15 protein-coding genes are annotated in these 21,246 nt (G+C 63.1%); 8 read left to right on the forward strand and 7 right to left on the reverse strand.

Going from position 1 to position 21,246, the window contains the following annotated elements; all coding sequences use genetic code 11:
• The coding region (locus tag ACTOXK_RS11160; RefSeq protein WP_482279937.1) for an ABC transporter permease at positions 1–2,117 on the forward strand (2,117 nt) is incomplete at its 5' end.
• Positions 2,118–2,162: 45 nt separating this feature from the next.
• Here ACTOXK_RS11160 and ACTOXK_RS11165 read toward each other — a convergent pair.
• From ACTOXK_RS11165 to ACTOXK_RS11185, 5 genes are all read right to left on the reverse strand, one after another.
• Entirely contained in the window at positions 2,163–3,533 is a 1,371-nt protein-coding gene (locus ACTOXK_RS11165; protein ID WP_482278111.1) for an MATE family efflux transporter, read from the reverse strand.
• Positions 3,534–3,711: 178 nt separating this feature from the next.
• Entirely contained in the window at positions 3,712–4,248 is a 537-nt protein-coding gene (locus tag ACTOXK_RS11170; protein ID WP_482278112.1) for a MarR family winged helix-turn-helix transcriptional regulator, read from the reverse strand.
• A 188-nt stretch (positions 4,249–4,436) separates the two neighbouring features.
• A complete protein-coding gene (locus tag ACTOXK_RS11175; protein WP_482278113.1) occupies positions 4,437–5,141 on the reverse strand; it encodes an ABC-2 transporter permease in 705 nt (234 codons plus the stop codon).
• Positions 5,138–6,022 carry an ABC transporter ATP-binding protein gene (locus ACTOXK_RS11180; RefSeq protein ID WP_482278114.1) on the reverse strand — a complete coding sequence of 295 codons (885 nt, stop codon included), beginning with the start codon at positions 6,020–6,022 and terminating at the stop codon, positions 5,138–5,140. Before ACTOXK_RS11180 ends, ACTOXK_RS11175 begins: the two co-directional genes overlap by 4 nt.
• 37 nt (positions 6,023–6,059) lie before the next feature.
• On the reverse strand, positions 6,060–6,434 hold the full coding sequence (locus ACTOXK_RS11185) for a GntR family transcriptional regulator (protein ID WP_482278115.1): 375 nt from the start codon (positions 6,432–6,434) through the stop codon (positions 6,060–6,062).
• Between the two features lie 406 nt (positions 6,435–6,840).
• Between ACTOXK_RS11185 and ACTOXK_RS11190 the strand changes: the two genes are divergently transcribed.
• Both ACTOXK_RS11190 and ACTOXK_RS11195 read left to right on the forward strand, forming a co-directional pair.
• Positions 6,841–7,209 carry a hypothetical protein gene (locus tag ACTOXK_RS11190; RefSeq protein WP_482278116.1) on the forward strand — a complete coding sequence of 123 codons (369 nt, stop codon included), beginning with the start codon at positions 6,841–6,843 and terminating at the stop codon, positions 7,207–7,209.
• Between the two features lie 77 nt (positions 7,210–7,286).
• Positions 7,287–8,501 (forward strand): 4Fe-4S binding protein, encoded by a 1,215-nt coding sequence (locus tag ACTOXK_RS11195; RefSeq protein WP_482278117.1) that lies wholly within the window; start codon positions 7,287–7,289, stop codon positions 8,499–8,501.
• Between the two features lie 756 nt (positions 8,502–9,257).
• On the opposite strand, the gene ACTOXK_RS11200 is transcribed toward ACTOXK_RS11195, so the two are convergent.
• Complete coding sequence (locus ACTOXK_RS11200; RefSeq protein WP_302783813.1) at positions 9,258–10,880, reverse strand: FAD-dependent oxidoreductase; 1,623 nt, start codon at positions 10,878–10,880, stop codon at positions 9,258–9,260.
• A 227-nt stretch (positions 10,881–11,107) separates the two neighbouring features.
• On the opposite strand from ACTOXK_RS11200, the gene ACTOXK_RS11205 reads away from it, so the two are divergent.
• Both ACTOXK_RS11205 and ACTOXK_RS11210 read left to right on the forward strand, forming a co-directional pair.
• Entirely contained in the window at positions 11,108–12,676 is a 1,569-nt protein-coding gene (locus ACTOXK_RS11205; RefSeq protein WP_237974176.1) for a response regulator transcription factor, read from the forward strand.
• A gap of 143 nt (positions 12,677–12,819) precedes the next feature.
• Complete coding sequence (locus ACTOXK_RS11210; RefSeq protein WP_482278119.1) at positions 12,820–14,568, forward strand: FAD-binding protein; 1,749 nt, start codon at positions 12,820–12,822, stop codon at positions 14,566–14,568.
• Between the two features lie 76 nt (positions 14,569–14,644).
• On the opposite strand, the gene ACTOXK_RS11215 is transcribed toward ACTOXK_RS11210, so the two are convergent.
• Positions 14,645–15,574, reverse strand: a complete 930-nt coding sequence (locus ACTOXK_RS11215) for a helix-turn-helix domain-containing protein (RefSeq protein WP_482278123.1) — start codon at positions 15,572–15,574, stop codon at positions 14,645–14,647.
• Positions 15,575–16,319: 745 nt separating this feature from the next.
• Here ACTOXK_RS11215 and ACTOXK_RS11220 point away from each other — a divergent pair.
• From ACTOXK_RS11220 to ACTOXK_RS11230, 3 genes are read left to right on the forward strand one after another with little or no spacing between them, the layout of a single operon-like run.
• On the forward strand, positions 16,320–19,232 hold the full coding sequence (locus tag ACTOXK_RS11220; RefSeq protein ID WP_482278120.1) for a molybdopterin-containing oxidoreductase family protein: 2,913 nt from the start codon (positions 16,320–16,322) through the stop codon (positions 19,230–19,232).
• Positions 19,229–19,846, forward strand: a complete 618-nt coding sequence (locus ACTOXK_RS11225; RefSeq protein WP_482278121.1) for a 4Fe-4S dicluster domain-containing protein — start codon at positions 19,229–19,231, stop codon at positions 19,844–19,846. The genes ACTOXK_RS11220 and ACTOXK_RS11225 overlap by 4 nt, the downstream gene beginning before the upstream one ends.
• Positions 19,847–19,848: 2 nt before the next feature.
• Entirely contained in the window at positions 19,849–20,784 is a 936-nt protein-coding gene (locus ACTOXK_RS11230) for a dimethyl sulfoxide reductase anchor subunit family protein (protein WP_482278122.1), read from the forward strand.
• The last annotated feature ends 462 nt before the right edge of the window (positions 20,785–21,246 follow it).

Below are 21,246 nucleotides of genomic sequence, written 5' to 3' on the forward strand. Positions count from 1 at the left end.
TCGCGGCGGTGCTGGCCGTGGTCATCATCGTGGCCTGCGTGTCGCTCATCTACAACGCCTTCGCCATTTCCGTGGCCGAGCGCACCGGCCAGTTCGGGCTTCTGGCCTCGGTGGGGGCCTCGCGGCGGCAGCTGCGTCGGGCCGTGGCGCTGGAGGCGTTTATCGTGGCGGCCATCGGCGTGCCGCTGGGGCTTGCGGTGGGCATCGGCGGCTGTGCGGCGACGTTTGCGGCCCTCGGTCCGTCGCTGGCCACGATCTTCGGGGCGGCCGAGGTGGGCTTCAACCTGTCAGTGGCGCCGTGGGCTCTGGCGGTAGCGGCCGGCCTCACGGCGGCCACGGTGCTGTTCAGCGTGTTCGTGCCCGCTTGGCGAGCGAGTCGGGTGAACGTCATCGATGCGCTGCGCGGCAACCAATCGGCCCGGGCCTCCAAGCGCGGTGCGGCGCGAGCGGCGCGGGCGGCCAACCCGGCCAAGCTGTGGCGTGGCCGCGGCATCGCCGGGCGCGTGTTCGGTGTGGGCGGTCTTCTGGCGCGCATCAACGAGAAGCGCGGCGCCTCGAAGGGCATGGCCGCCTCGGTGTCGCTGGCCCTGGCCATCGTGCTGCTCATGACGGCCGGATCGTTGTCCACGTTTTTGGGGACGCTGACGAAGGTGGCCGGCGGCCCGGCTGATGCGGGCGACGTGGGTGTGGTGGCGATGTTCGCGGGCGATACGACGTCGAGCGGGGATGGGGCCGAGGGTGCGGATGCGGCTGGCAATGCGATCGGAGCCGAGGGCGCGGATGCTGGCGCTGCTGGTGCGAACCCGGCCGCCTCGGCCGATAACGAGCCCCTCACCTTGGAGGCCGTGGTCGCGGCCCGCGACGCCCGCTTTGCCGAAGAGGTTGCGGTCTACGGAAAGGCCTGGGAGGTGTTGAAGACGACGCCGGATGCCGAGCCGGTGGGCTGGCGTCTGGATGGGGGCGTGCCCCTTATCGTGCCCGAGGCTATGGTCGGCGATGCCTTCAAGGCCGATGGGGCCCTGCACGGGGGACGGATGGCCGACGGCTCCTTTGCCGTGATGGGATCGGTGGTGTACTTGGAAGATGCTGCGTTCGACCGCTGCGTTGCCGATGCGGGGCTGAACCCCGCCGACTTCCACGACCCGGCTACGCCCCGGGCCCTGGGAGTGGGGAAGGCCTATGGGAACAACGGCGCTGTGTACGAGCTACTCGACGTGCTCACGGCTACGGGCACGGTGCAGGCGCTGACAGCCGGCCTCTACGAGGGCGAGGCCGTGTCCGGGTTCGCCGTGGCCTATGAGTCAGACGGCGCGAACGGAGGGGGCTTCGAGTTCGTGCCCTACGTGTTCGAGGCTGATGGGGCTGACGGCGGCATGACGAGCAACCTCGATCCGGCCGATGTGGAGACGGCCACGACCCCCGTGGAGGTTGTCGCGGTGCTGGACGAGGCTCCCGAGCTGGTGGGCATGTACGGGGAATCGGTGCAGCTCATTGTGCCGATGTCCCTGGCGGCCACCCACAGCCTCGGTATCGTCGACCCCACCTTCCGCGCCTCCTTCGACGCACCGGAGGGCCGTTCGGGCGAGGTGGGAGACGATCTGGTAGACGCGGCGGGCACCTTCTTCCACGACGAGGCACCCTTCGAGGTGGCGTTCCTCGCCATGAACGACTATGCGGGCGATGCTGCCAGCAACCAGACGCTGGCCATGGTCGTCAACGTGTTCTGTCTGCTGTTCACGGTGATCCTGGCGCTCATCGCCATGGCCAACGTGTTCAACACGGTGACCAACGGGCTCATCCTGCGCCGCCGCGAGTTCGCCGTCATGCGGTCGGTGGGGCTTTCCAACCGCCAGTTCCGCGCTATGATCGTGGACGAGTGCGTGGCTTGGTGCGCCCGAGGCCTCGTGCCGGGTGTGCTGCTATCGCTTGCGGTGTCCTGGCTGCTGTGGTCGGCGGTGTCCGGCTCGCTGTCGGGCCTTCCCTTCGCGGTGCCCTGGGCCTATGTGGCCCTGGCCTTCGCCATGACCGCGGTGGCCGTGGGCATCTCGGTGGCCTACGGCATGCACCGCTGCAAGGCCGATAACGTCGTAGAGGCCCTGCGCATGGACAGCGTGTAAGGGCGCCGGCTATGCGGGCGGCAGCTGGGAGCGTGCCGCCCGCGCCTATGCCGCTTCCGTTCCCTTTGCCGCCTTCAGGCCGCCCTTGCGGTAGCCGTAGCGGCCGGAAAGGGCGATCATGAACGTGGCCGCTACCAGGCACGTGAGCGCGTCGCCCACCGTCACCGACAGCCAGATGCCGTCGATGCCGAATAGCATCGGCAGCACGATGACGGCCGCCACCTGGAAGACCAGGGTGCGCAGGAACGAGATGAGCGCCGAGACCAGGCCGTTGTTGAGCGCCGTGAAGAAGGCCGAGGCGTACATGGCAAATCCCATGAACAGGAAGCACAGGGCATAGAGCTTGTAGGCGCTTACCGTCAGCTCCAGCAGGGCCGCATCGTAGCTGACGAAGATGGCCGACAGCGGTGCCGCGAGGGATTGGCCGAGCAGGAACATGACTACGCTGGCCACGGCGATGAGCCCCAGGCTCTTCCACAGAAGCGACCGCATCTCGGTGTGGTTCTGGGCCCCGTACTGGAAGCTCATGAGGGGCGAGGTGCCCACGGCGTAGCCCATGAACACCGCCGAGAAGATCATGACCGTGTACATGATGACGCCGTAGGCCGCCACGCCGTCCTCGCCGATGAAGCGCAGGAGCTGCCAGTTGTACAGGATGCCCACAAGGCTCATGGCGATGTTGGTGACCATCTCCGACGAGCCGTTCAGGCATGCTTTGCCGATAACGGGCCAGCGCAGGTGCGGCCGCACGAAGTACAGGTGGGTCGACCGCTTGCGGGCGAAGTACACAAGGGGGATGCCGCCGCCGATGAGCTCGCCGATGTTGGTGGCCAGGGCCGCGCCCACGAGTCCCCAGCCGAACACGCCCACGAACAGGAAGTCCAAAAGGATGTTCGTCACGCCGGCCACCACAATGACAAAGAAGCCGTACTTGGGCTTGCCCGCCGTGACGAAGAAGCTCTGGAAGGCGTACTGCAGTATGAAGAAGGGCAGCGAGATCATCATCATGCGGCCGTAGAGGGTGGCGTCAGCGGCCATCTGGCCCGTGGCGCCCAGGAAGGCGGCCGTGGGCTCCATGAAGAACCAGCCGCCGATGGCCAGCACCGAGCCGACGACGAAGGCGAAGCCGACGAGCAGCGAGAAATGGCGCCGGGCGCGGCCGCGGTTGCCCTCGCCGAGCGTCTTGGCCACCAGAGCGCTGCCGCCCGTGCCCACCATCATGCCCACCGAGGCCAAGATCATCACGGCGGGGAGAATGAGGTTCACGGCAGCCAGAGCCGTCTTGCCCGCGTAATTCGACACGAAGAAGCCGTCCACGATGGTGTAGCAGGACGTGAAGATCATCATGGCGATGGTGGGCAGCGTGAACCGTATAAGGGCACTGGTAGAGAAATGTTTGGACATATCCACTGACATGGGAAAACCTTTCAGATGAAACGGGAAGGGGAGGGGCTGGGCGCGGGTGATGGGGTCGGCGGTTTTGCCGGGGGTGCCGAGTTGCCGACGCGGGTGCCGCAGCGGGGAGATCGTCGGAGTTGACGATTCGCCGGGCGCAGGGCTGCCAGCGAGGGGCGTTGGCGATGGGCTCGCGCCGCTAACGGAAGGTGAGGGCGGCCAGCTTCCCATCGAGGGCGGTGATGTAGCGCTCCATGGCCGCGGTCAGCTGGCGCTGCTCTTCGGCGGAGAAAATGTCCACGGCCTCGCATTCCGCAGCCAGCACGGCGCGGATGTGGCCCTCGTACTCGGCCCGGCCGCGCTCGGTGAGGTAGACGCCCGTGGTGCGGGGCGTGTCGCCGCGCAGAGCCACCAAATCGTTGGCCACGAGGCGCTTGATGGAGGAGTGCACCGTCTGCTTGGATGAGAACCCGCGCTCGCACAGCTGCTTCTGGGTGAGGCCGTCCTCTTCCACGAGCGCGTACAAGATGTCGAAGGCGCAGTCGGCCAGGCCCATGCGCCAGGCGGTCTGGCGGTACAGCTCGTCGGCACGCCGGTAGAAGTCGTCGATGGCGCGGATGGTCTCCAGGGTTTGCGGATGCGCGGCGGCGTTCGCCGCGGTGGCTGCGGCGAGATCTGCGGTCGGGATGGTCTGTGCGATTGGCGCGGCGCTTGCCGCAGTGCGTGCGGTGCTCATGATTCCTCGGTAGCTCGTTGCTGTCTGGTCTGATTTCGGACTATTGAGGCGATAGTATAGTCCGAAATCAGACCAATGGGAGGAATTCACAGGGAATACAAGACGGCCCCTCGGGAAGAGGGGCCGCAACAGGGAGGAACGTCGGGCGATCTGGCGCCAGCGGTCGCTCCAATGGAGGCGCGGGGCCTTTAGAACGCGCGCTGCTCGTAGAGCTTGGCGGCGACAAGGGCGCTTGCGCCGTAGATGACGACCGCGGCTGCCACCGCGAGCGCGGCGGCCACGAGGTAGTTGCTGCCGGTGTCCAGCCACTGCGCGAAATCGGCCAGGGCGCCGGTGGGCTGGATGCCGTCGCCGAAGAAGCCCGCGCCCAGGGCCAGGAAGATCACGACCACGGCGGGCACGATGCGCGTGGTCTTGGTCATGCCGAAGCGCATGATGAGGGGCAGCGCCACAGCCATGCCCACCATGACGCTGCATACGCCGCCAACGACGCCGCCGATGATGGCGGCCGGCGAGTTATCGCCCGGCGTGAGCCTCGTGGGAATGACGGGGGCCGGTAGCAGGTTCAGCACGGCCAGGGCGGCGAAGGACAGGGTGAGGGCGAAGGCGATGGCACCCAGGGCGATGATTCCCAAGGTGGCGTAGCGGCCGAACACCACCTGGCGCCGCGTGAGGGGCAGGGTGAGGCGGAAGCGCTCCCATCCGCCCTGCTCGTCGGCGGCGGCGAGCGAGAACAGCAGCATGAACGGCGTCATGGCGGCCACGGCGGCACCTCCGCTCACGATCGATCCCGTGGCATAGCCCATGAACAGGGCGACGACGGTGCAGATGCCGGCCAGCTGGACGAGTGTGGGCCGCAGGATAGCGAAGTCGGAAACGATCATGGTCTTCATCGGGATTCCCCCTTCAGGGTCAGGGTCATGTAGTCTTCGATGGTGGCCTTGTCCACGGGGATATCGGGAAAGGCGCGCCCGAAGGCGAAACGGTCGGGCACGAGCAGGTCGCAGCCGTAGTCGTGGCGCAGGATGCGGGCTGTGCCCGTGGCGAAGAAGCCGGCTTCCAACACGGCCGTCACGTCGGCGGCGCGGCAGCGGGCCACGCCGGCCTCGTCGGTGAGGGCGTCCTTCGGGGCCGCGAACATGATGCGGCCCTTGTCGACGCAGACGATCTCGTCGGCGATCTTCTCCAGGTCGGAGGTGATGTGGGTGGACATGAGGATGCCGTGCTCGCCGGTGGCCATGAAGTCGCGCAGGATATCGAGCACCTCGTCGCGGGCGATGGGATCGAGCCCTGCCGTGGCCTCGTCCAGCACGAGCAGCTCGGGGTGGTGGGCCAAGGCGAAGGCGAGGCTCAGCTTCATGCCCATGCCGCGGGACAGGTCGCTCACCTTCTTCTGGGGCGCCAGTTGGAAGCGGGCCGCAAGCTCGCTCCAGCGCACATCGTCCCAGGTGGCATAAGCGGCGCGCCCGATGGTGGCGACGTCGCTCACGCGGCAGGTACCGGGGAAGGCGCAGGTGTCCAGCACCACGCCGATACGGGCCTTGCATGCATCCAGAGCGGCGCTGTCCGGGGCGACGGTTTGGCCGAAAAGGCGCACCGTGCCCTCGTCGGCGGCGATGAGCCCCAAGGCCGCCTTCAGGGTGGTGGTCTTGCCGGCGCCGTTGGAGCCGATAAATCCCACCACGGTGCCCGGTTCCACGGCCAGGTTGATGCCAGCGAGGGCGAAGTCGCCGTAGCGCTTGCCCAAGTTCTCTATGTCGATGAGGTAGGTCATGGTGTCTCCTTGCGCGGGGCCGCTTGCGCCCCGCGGGCTAGTCTTCTTCCAGCAGCAGGTCCAGCATGGCGTGCAGGTCGGCGGGGCCGATGCCAGCCGCGGCCGCCTCGGCCACGGCGCGGGTGAGATGCCCTTCCACCTGGCGCAGGCGCTCTTCGCGCAACAGCTCCAGGTTGCCGCCGGCCACGAAGGAGCCCTTGCCCTGCACCGTGTCGATGAAGCCCGCCTCCTCCAGCTCGGCATAGGCCCGCTTGGTGGTGATGACGCTGATGCGCAAGTCGTTGGCCAGGGCGCGGATGGAGGGAAGGGGGGCGCCCTCGGCCAGCTCGCCGGCCATGATGGCTCCCTTGATCTGGCGCGCGATCTGCTCGTAGATGGGCTCGCTGCTTCCGTTCGCTATGATGATGTCCAAAGGTCCTCTTTCGCGGGGCGCTTGCTTGCGGTGCGTCGTTCTGCCGCCGCGGTGCGGCTTTTGCGGCTCGTTCCCGGGGAGCGGGTGCGGCTTGGTTGACGCGAGCGAGCTTGCGGCCCTCGGTCGGCCCTCCCCGCTGTCGGCGTCCCTTCACCGGGGAGGGCGTGAATAGTGTATATACCCTACAAGCACAGTATATACACACCTATACACACCCGTCAAGGGGGTTGCTGCCAGTCTTGTCGCAAAAGACCGAGCGCTACGCGCCGCATGGCATGGCGACTTGCATCGTGTGGGCTGATCGCTGTCGCGCCGTCGAGGGGCGGCCTTTTTCGTTGACAGGGGCGGTAAACTTCGCCATACTGGGCGGTGGGTTTGGGGACGATGATTTGTGGAAGGAACCATCATGGCCGCAACGATTCGACCCTCTTTGATTCTGAATATGGATGTGGACGAGCGTCAGTACTCCGACGATCTGGTGGCGGAGATCAAGCGCTCTTATTCTTACGTGGCGCCCAGCGTGGTGGCCGCGGTTTCCGCTGCGGGCGACGAGCCCATCGAAAACACCATCCGCCTCGTGGTGCGCATGCATTGCCCCTATTGGGATGCGAATGACGAGGCCTCCCAGGAGCAGTGGGCCGTCGGCGCTGAAGCTGCCGCTGCGCCGCTCGTGTTCGCGCCGGAATTTACCGTCGAGCGCGGGTGCTGGGGCATCGAGTATGCCGACGGCACTGAGCGCCTCTTCGACAGCGCTGCCGAGGCCTTCCTCGCATAAGTTCTTACGAATGCCGGCGTCGAACGAGGGCGCGGGCATCGTCCTGTTCTGTCATCAACCGACCCGAGGGGGATACCGTGGACAACATTCTGGGATTATTCGAGAAGCTGGAGAGCCAGAGCCTGCGCGTGCAGCCGAACCGCTGCGTGGTGGTGCGCAACCGCAACGCCACGTGCCGCCGCTGTGCTGCGGCATGCCCGACCGGCGCCATTGCCGTGGAGGGAAACGATCTTGCGATCGCGCCCGAGCAGTGCGTGGGCTGCGGCACCTGCGCCACGGTGTGTCCCACAGCGGCCCTGGAGGCCCAGAAGCCCGACGATAAGGAACTGCTGAAGGCCGCGGTGGCCGCCATGCAGGCCAACGACGGCGTGGCGGTTATCATCGACGAGGCCATGCAGGCCGCCGCCGAGGGTCGCTGCGATCCGGCGAAGGTGACCGTGGTGAAGCACCTGGGACGGGTGGACGAGAGCCTCGTCGCGGTGCTGGCCGCGGGCGGGGCCTCCTCCATCGTGCTGGTGGCGGGCCCGACGGTCGTCGAGGGGGCCGCGGCTGGCGCCGAGGAGGCCATGGCCGACGAGACGGCCCGGCGCGTGCGCAATACGGCGGCGCTGCTGCTGGAAACCTGGGGGAGCGACGCTGCGGTGAAGTTGACGGGCAAACTGCCCCGCTCGGTGCGGCTAACCGAGCCCGCTGAGTTCGACACGGGCCGTCGCGGCTTCTTCTCCGCCATGCGCGACGAGGCCCGGGCCGCTGCTACCATCACGGCCGAGCACGTGGTGCGCGAGAAGCTGGGCATGGAAGAGCCCGAGGAGCCCGTGTTCGTGAAGGTGAGCGACGACGGCACCCTGCCCCATTTCCTTCCCGAGCGCCGGGGCCGCCTGCTTCTGGCCCTCAGCAATATGGGGGAACCGGCCGATGTGATGATCGACACGCCCCTGTTCGGCCACGTCATCATCGATGGCGAGCGGTGCACCTCCTGCCAGATGTGCGCCACGTTCTGTCCCACCGAGGCCATCCGCAAGTTCGGCGACGGCGCCACGGCCGCCGAGACCGGCAAGCCCTTCGGCATCGACCATTACACGGGCCGCTGTGTGCAGTGCCATTGCTGCGAGGACATCTGCCCCACGGGCGCGCTGACGCTTTCGACCGACGTGTTCGCCACGGACGTGACCAAGCGCGGCCGCTCGGAGCGCATTCCCATGAAGCCCCGCAAGCGCAAGGTGAACGACCCGAAGTCCATCGTGAACGCCATGAGCGACCTCCTCGGCGTCCCCAACGTCTACGAACGGTAGGGAAGGGGCCTGCGAAAATATTGAACGCAATTCCAAATTGTCACAGGTTGTTATAGGTACTGCGAACATCTCCTCCGGCCTTCCATGGATTCGAAGAGGAGAGGGGTGAGGCTGGCATCGACGCGAGTCCTCTGGTGACAAAAACCGGGTCTCTCGTGCACGTTTTTCGACTTATACAGGCATTCGGGGGCGCGGAGCATGCTGGCATGGAGGGAAAGGCGTTCTGCAGCTATCGCCTGACCAGGGGAAATGCGGCAAGGAATGGGCGGCTGCGTTCGGGGCTCTGGTTTTCCCGATTGGAAATGTCTGTATAAGTCCAAAAACCTGCACGAGAAGGTCCTTTTCTGTCACGGAGCCGCGTTTGGGAAAGAGGAAGCTGAAGAGTGCGAGGAGGTCGGAATTGAAATAAGGCGATCGAAGATCAGCCCTTGTTTCAAAAACTCTGGACTTACTGAAATAAGGGCCTCAAAAATGGAAATCACCCCGACGTTCGCGGCTGCGTCTTTGCCGCCACCAGCTATCTCGCCATCCTGCGCGAAGAAATCGCAAAGACATGGTGAAAGCCCCACAAGGGGAACAGCGCTTTGTGCGTTGCATTCTCGGAAAAGTGTATGCGCATTGCGTTTTTTGCCTTATGCGGTCTTTTGCCTAAGCGGGATTTCCTCATGAGCGGCGCGATCCGCGGATAGCCCGGGGAGGGAAAGGGGCTTCTGCGGATCGCGCGTAACGGGAATGGCGCTGGGGGAAGGATGAGCGCTATGCGAGGGTTGCGGCATTCTGGCCGGCGAAGCGGCCCAGGCTGAGGGCGATGCCGTGGCTGATGCCCGGGGCGGTCATCGGATACTCGGCTCCGAATCGGCCGCCTTGGTTGTTGCCAGCGACGTAAAGGCCGGCGACGGGATTGCCTTCGGCGTCCAGAGCGCGGCAATAGTCGTCGCAGGCAATGCCGCCCATGAGCACGAGCATGTTGCCGGGATGTCCCTCGTACACGTAATAGGGAGGTTCGATGGCGGTCATCTTGGTGATGTCCTTGCCGAAGTCTTCGTCAACGCCCTTGGCGACCAACTCGTTGTAACGGTCGATGGTGGCCTTCAGGGCCTCGGGGTCGCACCCTACGATGGCAGCAGCCTCTTCGACGGTGGCGGAAGGCTCTGGTTTCACGGCATCGGGGCCGGGTTGCAGCACCTTGGGGCCTTGGGCGTCACCGGTCACGCAGTAGGCGACTTCGCCCGGGCAGCGCATGATGACGTTGCTCAGCGATTGAGCGCCCAAATCCTCGTTGATGAAGCGCGTGCCGTCGCGACGGACGAGCAGCAAATCTGCTACGTCGGAGAGGTGGCTCATAGGCGCCATAGGAGTCTTCTCCATGGCGGCGCCAGCCCAAAGGGCCATCTGATGTCCCTCGCCGATATTGCATATGTCGCCGTTAGCGTCCATGCAGTTGTAGGTGCAGTTCAGGTTGGCCGCTTGGGGTGCGTAGTACTCCACCATTTCCTGGTTATTGCCGAAGTCTCCGCAAGAGAGTACCACGGCCTTGGCGTTCACTCGGATGTAGTCCCCGTCGACATTCTGCGCGATGACGGCAACTACCCGATCGCCGTCCTTCACGAGCTGGCGTCCCCAAGTGGCGTACAGAAATTCGCCGCCTTGGGACTCGATGTGCTCCTGGAAGCTCTTCATGGGGTAGTAGAAGCCTGCGTCGTCGGGGAAGGATGTGTCGAAATTGACGCTCATGGCCGTAGGATAGGCGGGATAGCGACCCTCTAGGTTGGCTGTGGCTTTGGGCATAAGGTACACATTGCCGCTCAGTCCGCCTTCTGGCACCATGGCGCCTGGCTCGAGAACCTCCACGTTCTGACAAAGCTCGAGAAACCATTCGACGTCGGCGCCGGAGTGATCGACCCAGTGCTTGAGAAAGCTCTGATTTGCCATCTGCAGGGTGTCCTGCATGTAGCGATTGATGAGTGCGGCGGTGTCGAAAGTGGGGTAGCCGGCCTGCTGCTGATAAATGCTGTTGACCGCACCTAGTTGCGAACCCATCGTTCCTCGGCAGTTGAAACGCTCCGATTTCTCGATGATAACGACTTTAGCGCCCTCGTCGGTGGCGGCTCTCGCGGCGGCCATGCCCGCAATACCGCAGCCGACGATTACCACATCTGCATCTTTGGTTGTCGTGATATCGGCATCGGCAATCGGTTCGGGAGCATTGAGAAAGCTGGGGTTTGAAGAAGTTGATGCCAGGTCGGATGCAGGTGCTTTTTCAGCGGCGGCTTGGCTTGCGGTGCTGGGTGCGCAGCCCGCGAGGCCAAGTGCGGCTATGGTGCTACCAGCAAGCGCGCTTCCTAGAAACGCACGACGCGATAATCCTTTGTTCTTCATGGGAACCTCCCTGATTCGTTGCGCTCTCCTCCGTTGGAGCGGTGTGCTTCGCATGATAGGAGCCGCACGTCCAGACGCTGCCATCCTTTGGGAGTGAAAATGACCCTGAAAACCTATCGATCATTTGTCACCCAAAAAGAAGTAATGGGCGCTCAGAGGCCCTTTTGCTGGAAAGACTCGGGTATACTGGCGCTACTGGACAAGGTGACGCGCGATAATGGAGGTGAGTGGTGAAGACGCAGGGAAGAGCCGCTGCGAGCACGCTATTCGTTATCGGGCTGGGGATGCTGTGGGCCGCAGGGTTCGCGCCGTCGCTCGCCACAGTTGTGGGGGAGGGGATCTCGTCGCTCGTCGTCCCGATTCTTTCTGGTGCGACGGTGGCGGCGTTGGGGGTCGCGCAATGTTGTGGAGCTGCGCTCGAGCGAGGCCCAAAGCTCGCGCTCGCGGCGGCGGTCGCTCTTGCCGGGTGCGCCGCAGTTGGCTTCTGGCCGGCCGCGTCAGGTGGCCTCGTCTATGCGCGGCCGATTCTGAACGGCCTGCTGTTCTTCTGCTGGCTGGTTGCGTTCTTGCGCTTTCGGGACGGCATCGCCGACTGCGCGGTTCCGCTCGGGCTCCTCCTCGGAAGCGCGCTCGCACTTGTCTTCGCGGGCCCGCTCTCCGCCGGGGCGCCGACGCGCATGGCCTTCCTCGGTGCATCATGCGCGGTCTTTCTCGTTCTGTGGTTCGCGTGCGCCGACGAGGGAGACGGGAAAGGGGCGTCTGTTTCGAATGCGAGGGCCGCGCAGCGTCGTCTGTCCGTCCGCTCGGTGCTGCTACGCTACGCGGTTTTGGCTGCCGGATCCGTGGCTCTGGCATTTGTCTTCGGCGTGATGACCGACTTGCATGGATGGATGGCCAGCGAGCAAGCTGCCTGCACGATCCAGGTTGCCAATGGCATTGCTGCCGCATTCATGGCTGTCGTGTTCGCCTTGCATCGCCGTCCTTTCCGCGTTGATGCGGCATTGACGATGGCCCTGCCCCTGTTCGCGCTGGCGCTTCTCTCGGGGCCGGCGGAAGCGGGTGATGTGTCGTTCTCGCGTCTCGCCATTATGGTGGGCTATCTTTTGTTTTTCATAACCTCGTGGATACTCGTCAGACGCGATGCTCCGCCGTTTCGCACCTACTCGATACCTGTGCTCGCCTGGACGGTGGGAACGCTGCTCGCCTTCTCGCAGATCGGGCGCTTGGTCGCCGGCGCGGCAATTGGGTCGGGCGTCCTAACCTCGGAAGCGCTCTCTGCCATCTCGCTCGGGTTGTTTTGGGTGCTTGCGCTTATCGCGATCGCCGCATATTGGCTGGCCCGCAGCCGGGCCGTTGAGCGCGATCTTGCGATGCTGGAAGCGCAAGAGGGCGCTGACAGAGGGAAAGACGGAGGTGCTTCTCGCGACGATGAAAGTGGTGCGAGCGACGAGGAAGGCTCTGCGCTGGACGAGCTCGGCGAGGACAAAGGCGCGATACGGCATGCGGAGGGGCGGCCGCGGGGCGAGTCTTTCGCGGAGGCGGAGGCGTCTCGCAAGCCGGACGTTGTCTTCATTGACACCGTGTCCCATCGGGCAAAACGCTTGGCGCAGCAGATCGGGCTTTCGGCCCGTGAACTCGAAGTGCTTGAGGAATTCGCTCGGGGCCGGTCGGCGGCATCTATTGCTGAAAAACTGTTCATTTCCACCAATACGGTGAAGACACACTTGCGTCGGATTTACGAGAAGGCCGGCATCCACTCCCGCCGCGAGCTTCTTGACATGATGGAGGAGGCCTAGTTTCATTCTTTTCGGGCGACGCGGCATGCCGCCCCTCACGAAGTTCACCTTTTTTGCATGACAGCGCAAAAAGGCATCGTTCCTAGAATGCGCCATGAGGGCTCCTCGAGGGGAGCTACGTGCTAGGAGAAAGGCGAACCGAGATGGAAAACGGATTGTCGAGACGTGCCTTCTTAGGGGGAGCTGCCTTTGCGGGCATTGCCGGCATGGGCGCGCTGTCTGCTTGCGCGCCTCAGCATCGCGGAGGAGGGGCTTTTTCGCAAGCCGACGGGAGCGAGGCGGACATCGCGAGGGCCAGCTGGCGAGATGCCCCGACTGAGATAGGCGATGACGAGATCGTGGAAACGCGGGACTGCGAAGTTCTCGTGATCGGTCTAGGGCATGCGGGATGCTGCGCCATGAAGGCAGCCGTTGAGGCCGGCGCCGAAGTATGTGCCATGCAGGAGACCTCGGAAGACGCTCTTCTATTCAAAGGCCATTCTTACGGGCATATAAATTCCGAGTTCCTCAAAAGCCGCGGTGTTCCCGAGGTGGACGTGGCGGAGTTTTTCAATGATTGGCAGGTTCGTTCGAACAACCGCTCGAATCCTGGTCTCATCATGCGCTACATTACGCACGTGGGAGAAACATTCGACTGGCTTATCGAGGGGTTGACCGACGAGGAGAAGCAAAGCATCTACATTTGCTATCTCATGGAAGGCATTCCTTTCAAAAGAGAGTTTTCGGGCGTGAAAACATGGATCGGAACGGCTCGTTTGACCACCGAGCTAGTGGAGAAGATGTACCGAGGCATCATCGGCGAGGCCGTAGCAAGCGGTGCCGAAGTGCTGTGGGAGACGAAGGGGTGCCAGCTCGTAACGGATGAGACCGGGAAAGTGGTTGGTGCTATCGGCCTTGGCCCCAACGGCTATGTGAAAGTGAACGCCTCGAAGGGGGTTATACTCACGACAGGTGGCTTTGGCTCTAACGAGGAAATGCGAGAAGATCTGCTGTACGAGATCAAAGAAAGCATGGGAGAGCAAGACCAGATTAGCTGCAATTTGGATTGTGATGGGTCGGGTATCCAGATGGGATATTGGGTCGGCGGACGATTGGATCCCTGCATGGGCACGATGGATGGAGCCTACTGGTATCCAACGGATAGCCCTATTGATCCCATAGGCGCCACCTCCTCCTTGTGGATGAATGCTGACGGCAAACGGTACTGCAACGAAGGCTTCGGCTCTACAGAGCTGCAAGCGATGCCGGGTGCGAAACAGCCCGACGGCGTTACTTGCTCCGTGTTTGACAGCAATGTGGAAGAACTCATCAAAGCTCAGGCTTTCGGCCATATGAGCTACGACTACGCCGAAAAAGGATTCGACGGGCTGCATGAGACGATGGAAAAAGCCTATGCGGGCGGCGAGCAGGGATCCGCTGATGGTGATGAGGCGAAGAATACGGCTGGTGCAGACAAGGCTCTTATGAGTCCTCCGACGTTGTATGCGGCAGATGATTACGAGACCCTTGGAAAGTACTTGGGGTACGCGGGTCAGTCGCTTGAGAATTTTGTTGCAACCATCGAGCGTTACAACGAGCTGTGCGAAAAAGGCCTCGATGAAGATTTTGGAAAAGACCCGAGTCTTTTGTTCCCCATTAAAACCCCGCCATTTTATGGCTTTGCCGGCACGAAGGCCCTGGGGGTGCTCATGGTGACCGTCGGGGGTCTCCTCGTGGACGAAAACGGCGCCGTGCTTGGTAAAGACTATCGGCCGATCCCGGGACTGTTTGCCGCAGGCAATGCGTCAGGAGGCCGGTTTGGCTGGCAGTACTCCACATCAATCGGTGGCGAAAGTCTCACGACGGCCAACACCTTGGGGCGCTTGACGGCTGAGTACGTGGCGTCTCTGTAGGGTTTCAATCTTCCAGCTGGATGAACTAGAGGAGCCCCGTGACCGTCATCGACTGCGGGGCTCGGAGAGTCGCCCCCTATGCTAGGGGACTCTCTTTTGTGGGCGAGTGCCCCTCTTGATCCTCGCCGAGAATAAGATCGAGCAGTTCCTGCCGTGAGTGAATGTTCATTTTCCGGTAGATATTGAGCCGGTGCGAATTCAACGTGCCCTTTGATATGAACAGCTTCTCGCTGATGTAGTTCGCGTCGCGCCCGTATGCGAGAAGGCACGCCACCTCCTTCTGGCGGGGCGACAGCTCGAAAAGATCAAACACCTCGTCGCAGCGGTCTTTGAAGGCGGCCTGGGGATCGACGGGGTTCTTAAGCAAGTCGAGTATGTTGCAGTGGGAGAAGAGCAGATTGGAAAGCGTGGTGAGCGCGATGGCGATAATGGCCGACAGCGTCACAGTTTGCGATTGGTCCTCTAAAATCCCGGGCAGGAAGGTGAACGCCACCAAGCTCCCGATGACGCCGGCGCCCGCTATGACGGACCGACCGAAGCCGAATACCTGGATGGGGGAGAAATGAAAGCGGTGGCACAGATCGCTCAAGATGATCCAGACAAGCAGTTCGAAGCAGGTGTAGCCCGATTTGACGAAAGCGGCGGGAACGAGACTCGACGTTCCGAACACAGGCAGAAGCAGCACTCCGACGAGTATGGCTATCAGCGCCGGTCGGAAGAGCGGCTCGATTTCGAACGTGCTGCTCCTCTTCGCGATGACGAGAAACACGGCGATGATGAACGTGGTCACTATGGCGATGGCAGTGCAGTATCCATCCGACAGCTCTCCCTGCATGGTGCTGGGCTGAATATCTCGCGTCAATCCGGCGATAAAGCCCAGAAGCGTGATGCCCGCTAGAAACTTCGCAAAGGCGATGCCCTCTTTCGCGAGAATCGGCTTGGCGAAGTCGCTTTCTTGGTGGGGATGGCGGGAATTCGCGAAGAGCCATCCCGACAAAAGCGGCATTGCCACGGCGAAGAGGTACTGGAAAAGGGGGGGAGGTGACCGAGATCAGCGCGTAAAGCGCCACGCCAAGAAAGAAGGCAATGCACGATTCCAGAACGGTTCGGTTCAGCGAGAGCTCCGAAAAGGAGATGCCCCAAGAGAGCAGGAGAAGCCCCGATCCGAATCCGGTAAGAACCGATGACGCCGCAAGGAAGAGGAGAGGGTGCGCTCCTTGGGATACGAAAAGAATGAGGGCGCTCCCCACGGCGGCCGCGCACGGTCCCACGAATTGGCCCACGGACGAGTGCAGCAGCGCCCAAGTGCGCTTGGGGCACAACGCGCTTATGGTCAAAGTCGCACAGAGGGTCAAGATGGATCCGATGTAGAGGCTATTCAGAAAAGACGGCTGCGGAGAGGTCGAGGTGTTGAAGAGGGCGATGCAGAAGAAGCAGACGTAGGCCCAAGCTCGGTTGCAGGCGAAGCCGAGCACTCGCGCGAGGGATTTGTCGTCGATTCTGATGTCGTTAAAAGCAATATTCACGATGCCCCTCGTCTCATTCCCTCTTCACGTGACCCATACAGCCTACAACGACGGGTTCGATCTGTGAATCATAAGCGCCTTATGATTCGATTTTCGGAATTGTGCGTTCCGTATCGATGGCCAAAAACACCTGTGGGCCCCACGCTTTTGGGCGAGCGTTGAATCGGAAGTGGAGAAACCGACAACGCGGCTCTTTCAGCAATCTCGAAGAGAGAGGAGAGGCCCATGGGCAAGAAGACGTCCATGACAAGACGCGCGTTCACCAAGCTCGCCGCTGCAACGGCGATTGCCGCCACGGTGAGCTTAGAGGGTGCGCAAGCGCTCGGGGCGACGGCGGGCGAGAAGACTGCCGTGCCGGAGGTCAAGCGGATACGCACGGCGTGTCGAGGCTGCGGCAAGATGGAATGCGGCGTATGGGTGACGGTGGAGAACGGTCGCGCGGTGAAAATCGAGGGTGATGAGTCGGCGTTCCAATCGCGAGGGAACTGCTGCACGAAGTCGCAGGCCTCGCTTGAGGCCGCTTACCATCCCGATCGCTTGCGCTACCCGATGAAGCGCACCAATCCGAAGACCGATGACGATCCAGGCTGGATGCGCATCACGTGGGACGAGGCGTTCAAGACGACGGTGGCGAAGGCGCAGGAGGTTCAGGAGCGCTATGGCGGATGCTCCATTGCGGGCATCACGGGCACCTCGCGCGTGTGGCCCATGGCAGGCACGGCAGGGTGGATTCGCATGTGGGGCTCGCCGAACGGCATTCAGGCTTGGCAGATTTGCAAGGGGCCTCGCCACTTCACGGGCAATCTCGTTTCCCAATTCGCGCACTCCTGGGTGGCGACGGTCGACCGGCCGCGGGTTTACACCGCGTGGGGCGGCTCCACTGAAATCTCGAACTACGACGACTCGTGCCGAACGAGCGTCGAGGCCTCCAACCAGGCGGATGTGCGGATCATCGTCGATCCCCGTGTGACCAATCTCGGCAAGGAGTCCGATTACCATTTGGCCCTGCGGCCCGGTACCGATGCCGCCATGGCCATGGGATGGGCGTATATCGTTGTCGACCATCAGCTTTACGACGACCTCTATGTCAAGAAATGGACCAACGCGCCGTTTCTGGTCGTCGAGGACATGGAGCCGTCCGGCTACGACACGGTTTCGACCAACGGCGACCCCTTCACGCTGAAGACGCGCCTGCTCAAAGCGAGCGATTTGGACGAGAACGGCAATCCCCACCATTACATGGTATGGGACGCCCTCGCGGATCGACTCACCTATTTCGATAGCGAAACAGGCCAATGGGAAGGCGAAAAGTGGGCGAAGCCGACGGAAGGGTTCACGCCCAATCAGAAGGTAGTCGAAGGGGTTTCCCAAGGTTGGTGTCCGAATCCGACGCCCTTCGATCCCGAAATCGACCCGGCGCTCTACGGGGAGTTCGAGGTTACGCTCAAGGACGGCTCGGTTCATAGCGCGCGCCCTGTTTGGGAATATTACGTCGAGTCGCTGGAAGATTACACGCCCGAGAAGACTGCCGAGATCACCGGCGTCGATGCGGAGCTCATCGAAGAGGCCTGCCTGGCATGGGCCACGCGCATCGATCCGACCACGGGATACGGCAATGGGGGAATTCGTTACATGCTGGCCGTCGAGCACAGCGGCCATGCGGTCCAGACGTGCCGCACCCTGGACATGCTCGCGCAACTGACGGGGAACATGGATACTCCGGCAGGACATCGCGGCGCGACGCGCGCGCCCGTTGAGGGCGGCCATGCGGGCTTCGGCTCCAATGCGCCCGGGTGCCCGCCTATGCCGGAGGAGAACCAGCTGAAGCGATTGGGAACCGATCGGTTCCCGTTGCTGCGCTGGTGGCGCTCGTGGGCCGATGCCAACAGTGTGTGGGAGGCCATGACGACGGGCGAGCCCTACCCGGTAGTCATGGCGATGAACTCCTCGGGTGATTTCATGTGTCAGGGCAATACCGCCTACAACTGGGAGGCACTGAGCAAGCTCGATTTCATCTTCGAGGCGAATTTGTGGCAGCCGCCCTCGGCCGGCATGGCGGACATTCTCGTTCCCGCGCAGCATTGGCTCGAGATCCCCAGCTGTCCCCGAGCGTCCCAAGGCTCGACGGGAGCCATGGGCGCGAACGTCAACTGCATCGAGCCTATCGGCGAGTCCATGTTCGATCCGATGATACTGGTGAACTTCCATAAATACGCCGGTATCCCCTATTGGCCGCAAAAGCCGGATTGTCCCTATCCCACGGAGAAGGACCTGCTCGACGACGGCGTTAAATTCTTCCGCGATTCGTGGGACGAGTATGTCGAGGAATTCCAGAACAACGGTTGGTGGGATGTGAAGACCGTGGAGCCCGAGCTGTGGGGAACCTATAGGCGCTATGAGACGGGCGCGCTGCGCTCGCGAAACTCCGGCGGTATTTTGGGTACCAAGGGCGATTTCAAACCCGGGTTCTACACTCCCACCATGAAAGTGGAGATTTGGTCAACGCTTATGGAGTCCTATCATCCCGGTGAGGGCTGGGAGCTTCCGTCTTACGCCGAGCCGCCCCATTCTCCCCTTTCCGATCCTGAAATGGCCCAGGAATACCCGCTCATCATCACGACGGGACGCCGCATTCCCGTGTACTTCCACTCGGAGCACCGCCAGCTGCCGTGGTGCCGCGAGCAGTGGCCCGTGCCCCGGGTGGAGATTCATCCCAAGACAGCTGCGGAATACGGTATCGAGCAGGGGGATTGGGTCTGGATTGAGACGCCCTTCGGAAAGATACGCCAGGTTGCGGATTTGTACATGGGCATCGATCCGGGAACGATCAACTGCGAGCATCAGTGGTGGTTCCCCGAGCTGAAGCAGGCGAGCAAGGGGCACGAGTTGTGCGCGGTCAACCATTTGGTCGACAGGAATGCCCAAGACCCCCATTGCGGCACGGGCAATGTGCGCGCCTATCTTGGGAAGATATACAAAGCGACTCCTGAGAACTCTCCTTTTGGCAATCCGGTTCCCTGCGGCAACGACGGCACCGAGATCATCACCTCTGCCGACGATCCGAGGCTCAAGGAGTGGGCGAGCGCGATTGATGCGATTGGCAGCGACACGGCAAAATGGGAGGAGTACGCAAGATGACGCAATATGCAATTGTCACCGACTTGAACAGGTGCGTGGGCTGCCTCGCCTGTGCGGTCGCGTGCAAGGTGGCGAACAATGTTCCCATCGGCAGCTTTTGGAACAAGGTGCTGAGAATCGGTCCCAACCCGTCAACAGAGGGTTCCGATTTTCCCAATGTGGATATGTATTTCCTGCCGATCCAATGCCAGCACTGCGAGAACCCGGCCTGCGTGGCGGTGTGCCCCACGGGCGCCTCGCACAAGCTTGAGGACGGCACCGTGCAGGTGGACAAGGAGAAGTGCATCGGCTGCCAGTTCTGCGCTATGAGCTGCCCCTACGGCGTGCGCTACCTCAACGAGGAGGAGCGCGTCGTGGAGAAGTGCACGCTCTGCGAGCAGAAGACCGCCCAAGGCGAGCTGCCGATGTGCGTCGATACCTGCGTGGGGCTTGCCCGCTGGTTCGGCGATATGGAGTCGGGTGATTACGCTCAGTTTTCCGGCCCGCTCGGGAAGAAGATGGGAGAGGTCGTCGACGAGTTCTCCGAGGAAGATGTCCATACGCTGCCCAATGTAGGCAACAACCCGTCTTTCCGCTACATCCTGCGCGATATGACCTGGCAGGGGGAGGAGTAACCATGGAACTGCAATGGCCCTTGATACTGTTCACCACCTTCGTGGCCTGGTCGGCCGGGCTGTTCGGCGCCCAGGGGGCGGCGGCGCTCGCCGGCGAGGGGAGGCGCGCCCAGATGCCGGCGCTTGTGGCATCGGCCGCGCTTCTGGTCGTGGGAGGCGTGGCGGTGTTCTTCCACCTGGAGTACTGGGAGCGCATCTTCAACGGGTTCGGCAACCCGACCTCGGGTATCACCCAGGAGCTCGCCTGCATCGTGGTCGTCGGTGTGCTCATGGTTGTGGCGTTCGTGATGCTGCGCCGCGGCGCGGGCGACGGCGCGGCCGCGGGTGCGGCCAACGGCGAGGCTGGCAGGGCCGCGGGCGACGACGGCGCGCCGGCGCTGCCGAAGTGGCTCGCCGCGCTCATGATCGCCGCGGCGGCGCTGCTCGTGCTCGTGACCGGCCACTCCTACATGATGGCCGCCCGCCCCGCCTGGGACTCGCCGCTCGGCCCGCTCACGCTGCTCGGCGCGGCGTGCGCCGCCGGCCCGCTCACCTTCGCCGTCATCGAGGCGGCCCTCGGCGAGGCTGCCGGACGTGCCATCGCGCTGTTCTCGCTCATCGGGTCCATCGCCAATCTGGCCGCCTCCGTCGCCTATCTGGCGTTCATGGAAATGGCGAGTGCATCCTACACCGACGTGGGCTTCTACTACGACCCGACGCACCCCACCGCGGGCATGGTGGACGTGGCTGCGCTGTCCCCCTTCGCCGGCGAGTCCGTGGCCATGGTGGCCGTGGCCGTCGTGGCCGCGGCGGTTCCCGTGGCGGCCGCCCTCGTCGGCCGCAAGACCGGTAACTGGAAAGCGTGGGGCGCGGCGGGCGCGCTCGGCGCGGTCGTCGGCGCCGTGGCCCTGCGCATGGCCTTCTACTCCGCCGGCGCCAGCGTGTATTTGTTCTACTAGCTTAACAAGTCCGGCGCCTTTCCTCCAGGGCGCCGGACGCATTTCCCGAGAGCCCCCGCCGGGCCCGGTTCGCGTCCCCAAACCCCCTTGCAAACAGCGAACCGGCCCCCGCGGGGGCTCTCCTGCGTTTTGGCGAGGAAGCTGCACGAAAGATCAGGCCAGCGTTCGTCGTCGACACCCTCCACCGCTATTGCTTGGAAAGGGTCCCGCTCCCACTGTGGTGACAAAAAACGTGCGCGCCGAGGCCCTTTTCTGTCACGGGGTCATGCCTTGAGGGAGCGTAATTGAAATGAATGTAATCTCCGCTGGCGTCCTGCGCGATGACGGCAGCAATGCGATCGCCGTCCTACACGAGTCGATGCCCATTACAGTTAGAGCCGCCCCGCAAGGGCGGCTCTCTTTCTTCTTCCTGCTCCAGGATCTAGGATTGGGATGGCCCCCGAGGGGGCCGCTGGCCGGCCG

The sequence above is a fragment of the Adlercreutzia sp. genome (genome assembly GCF_056795635.1).

Bases quoted from the DNA above. Each gene is read 5' to 3' on its own strand.
- ACTOXK_RS11165 (WP_482278111.1), bottom strand. From the start codon at position 3,533: ATGTCAGTGGATATGTCCAAACATTTCTCTACCAGTGCCCTTATACGG.
- ACTOXK_RS11170 (WP_482278112.1), bottom strand. From the start codon at position 4,248: ATGAGCACCGCACGCACTGCGGCAAGCGCCGCGCCAATCGCACAGACC.
- ACTOXK_RS11175 (WP_482278113.1), bottom strand. From the start codon at position 5,141: ATGAAGACCATGATCGTTTCCGACTTCGCTATCCTGCGGCCCACACTC.
- ACTOXK_RS11180 (WP_482278114.1), bottom strand. From the start codon at position 6,022: ATGACCTACCTCATCGACATAGAGAACTTGGGCAAGCGCTACGGCGAC.
- ACTOXK_RS11190 (WP_482278116.1), top strand. From the start codon at position 6,841: ATGGCCGCAACGATTCGACCCTCTTTGATTCTGAATATGGATGTGGAC.
- ACTOXK_RS11200 (WP_302783813.1), bottom strand. From the start codon at position 10,880: ATGAAGAACAAAGGATTATCGCGTCGTGCGTTTCTAGGAAGCGCGCTT.
- ACTOXK_RS11210 (WP_482278119.1), top strand. From the start codon at position 12,820: ATGGAAAACGGATTGTCGAGACGTGCCTTCTTAGGGGGAGCTGCCTTT.
- ACTOXK_RS11215 (WP_482278123.1), bottom strand. From the start codon at position 15,574: ATGCCGCTTTTGTCGGGATGGCTCTTCGCGAATTCCCGCCATCCCCAC.
- ACTOXK_RS11220 (WP_482278120.1), top strand. From the start codon at position 16,320: ATGGGCAAGAAGACGTCCATGACAAGACGCGCGTTCACCAAGCTCGCC.
- ACTOXK_RS11225 (WP_482278121.1), top strand. From the start codon at position 19,229: ATGACGCAATATGCAATTGTCACCGACTTGAACAGGTGCGTGGGCTGC.
- ACTOXK_RS11230 (WP_482278122.1), top strand. From the start codon at position 19,849: ATGGAACTGCAATGGCCCTTGATACTGTTCACCACCTTCGTGGCCTGG.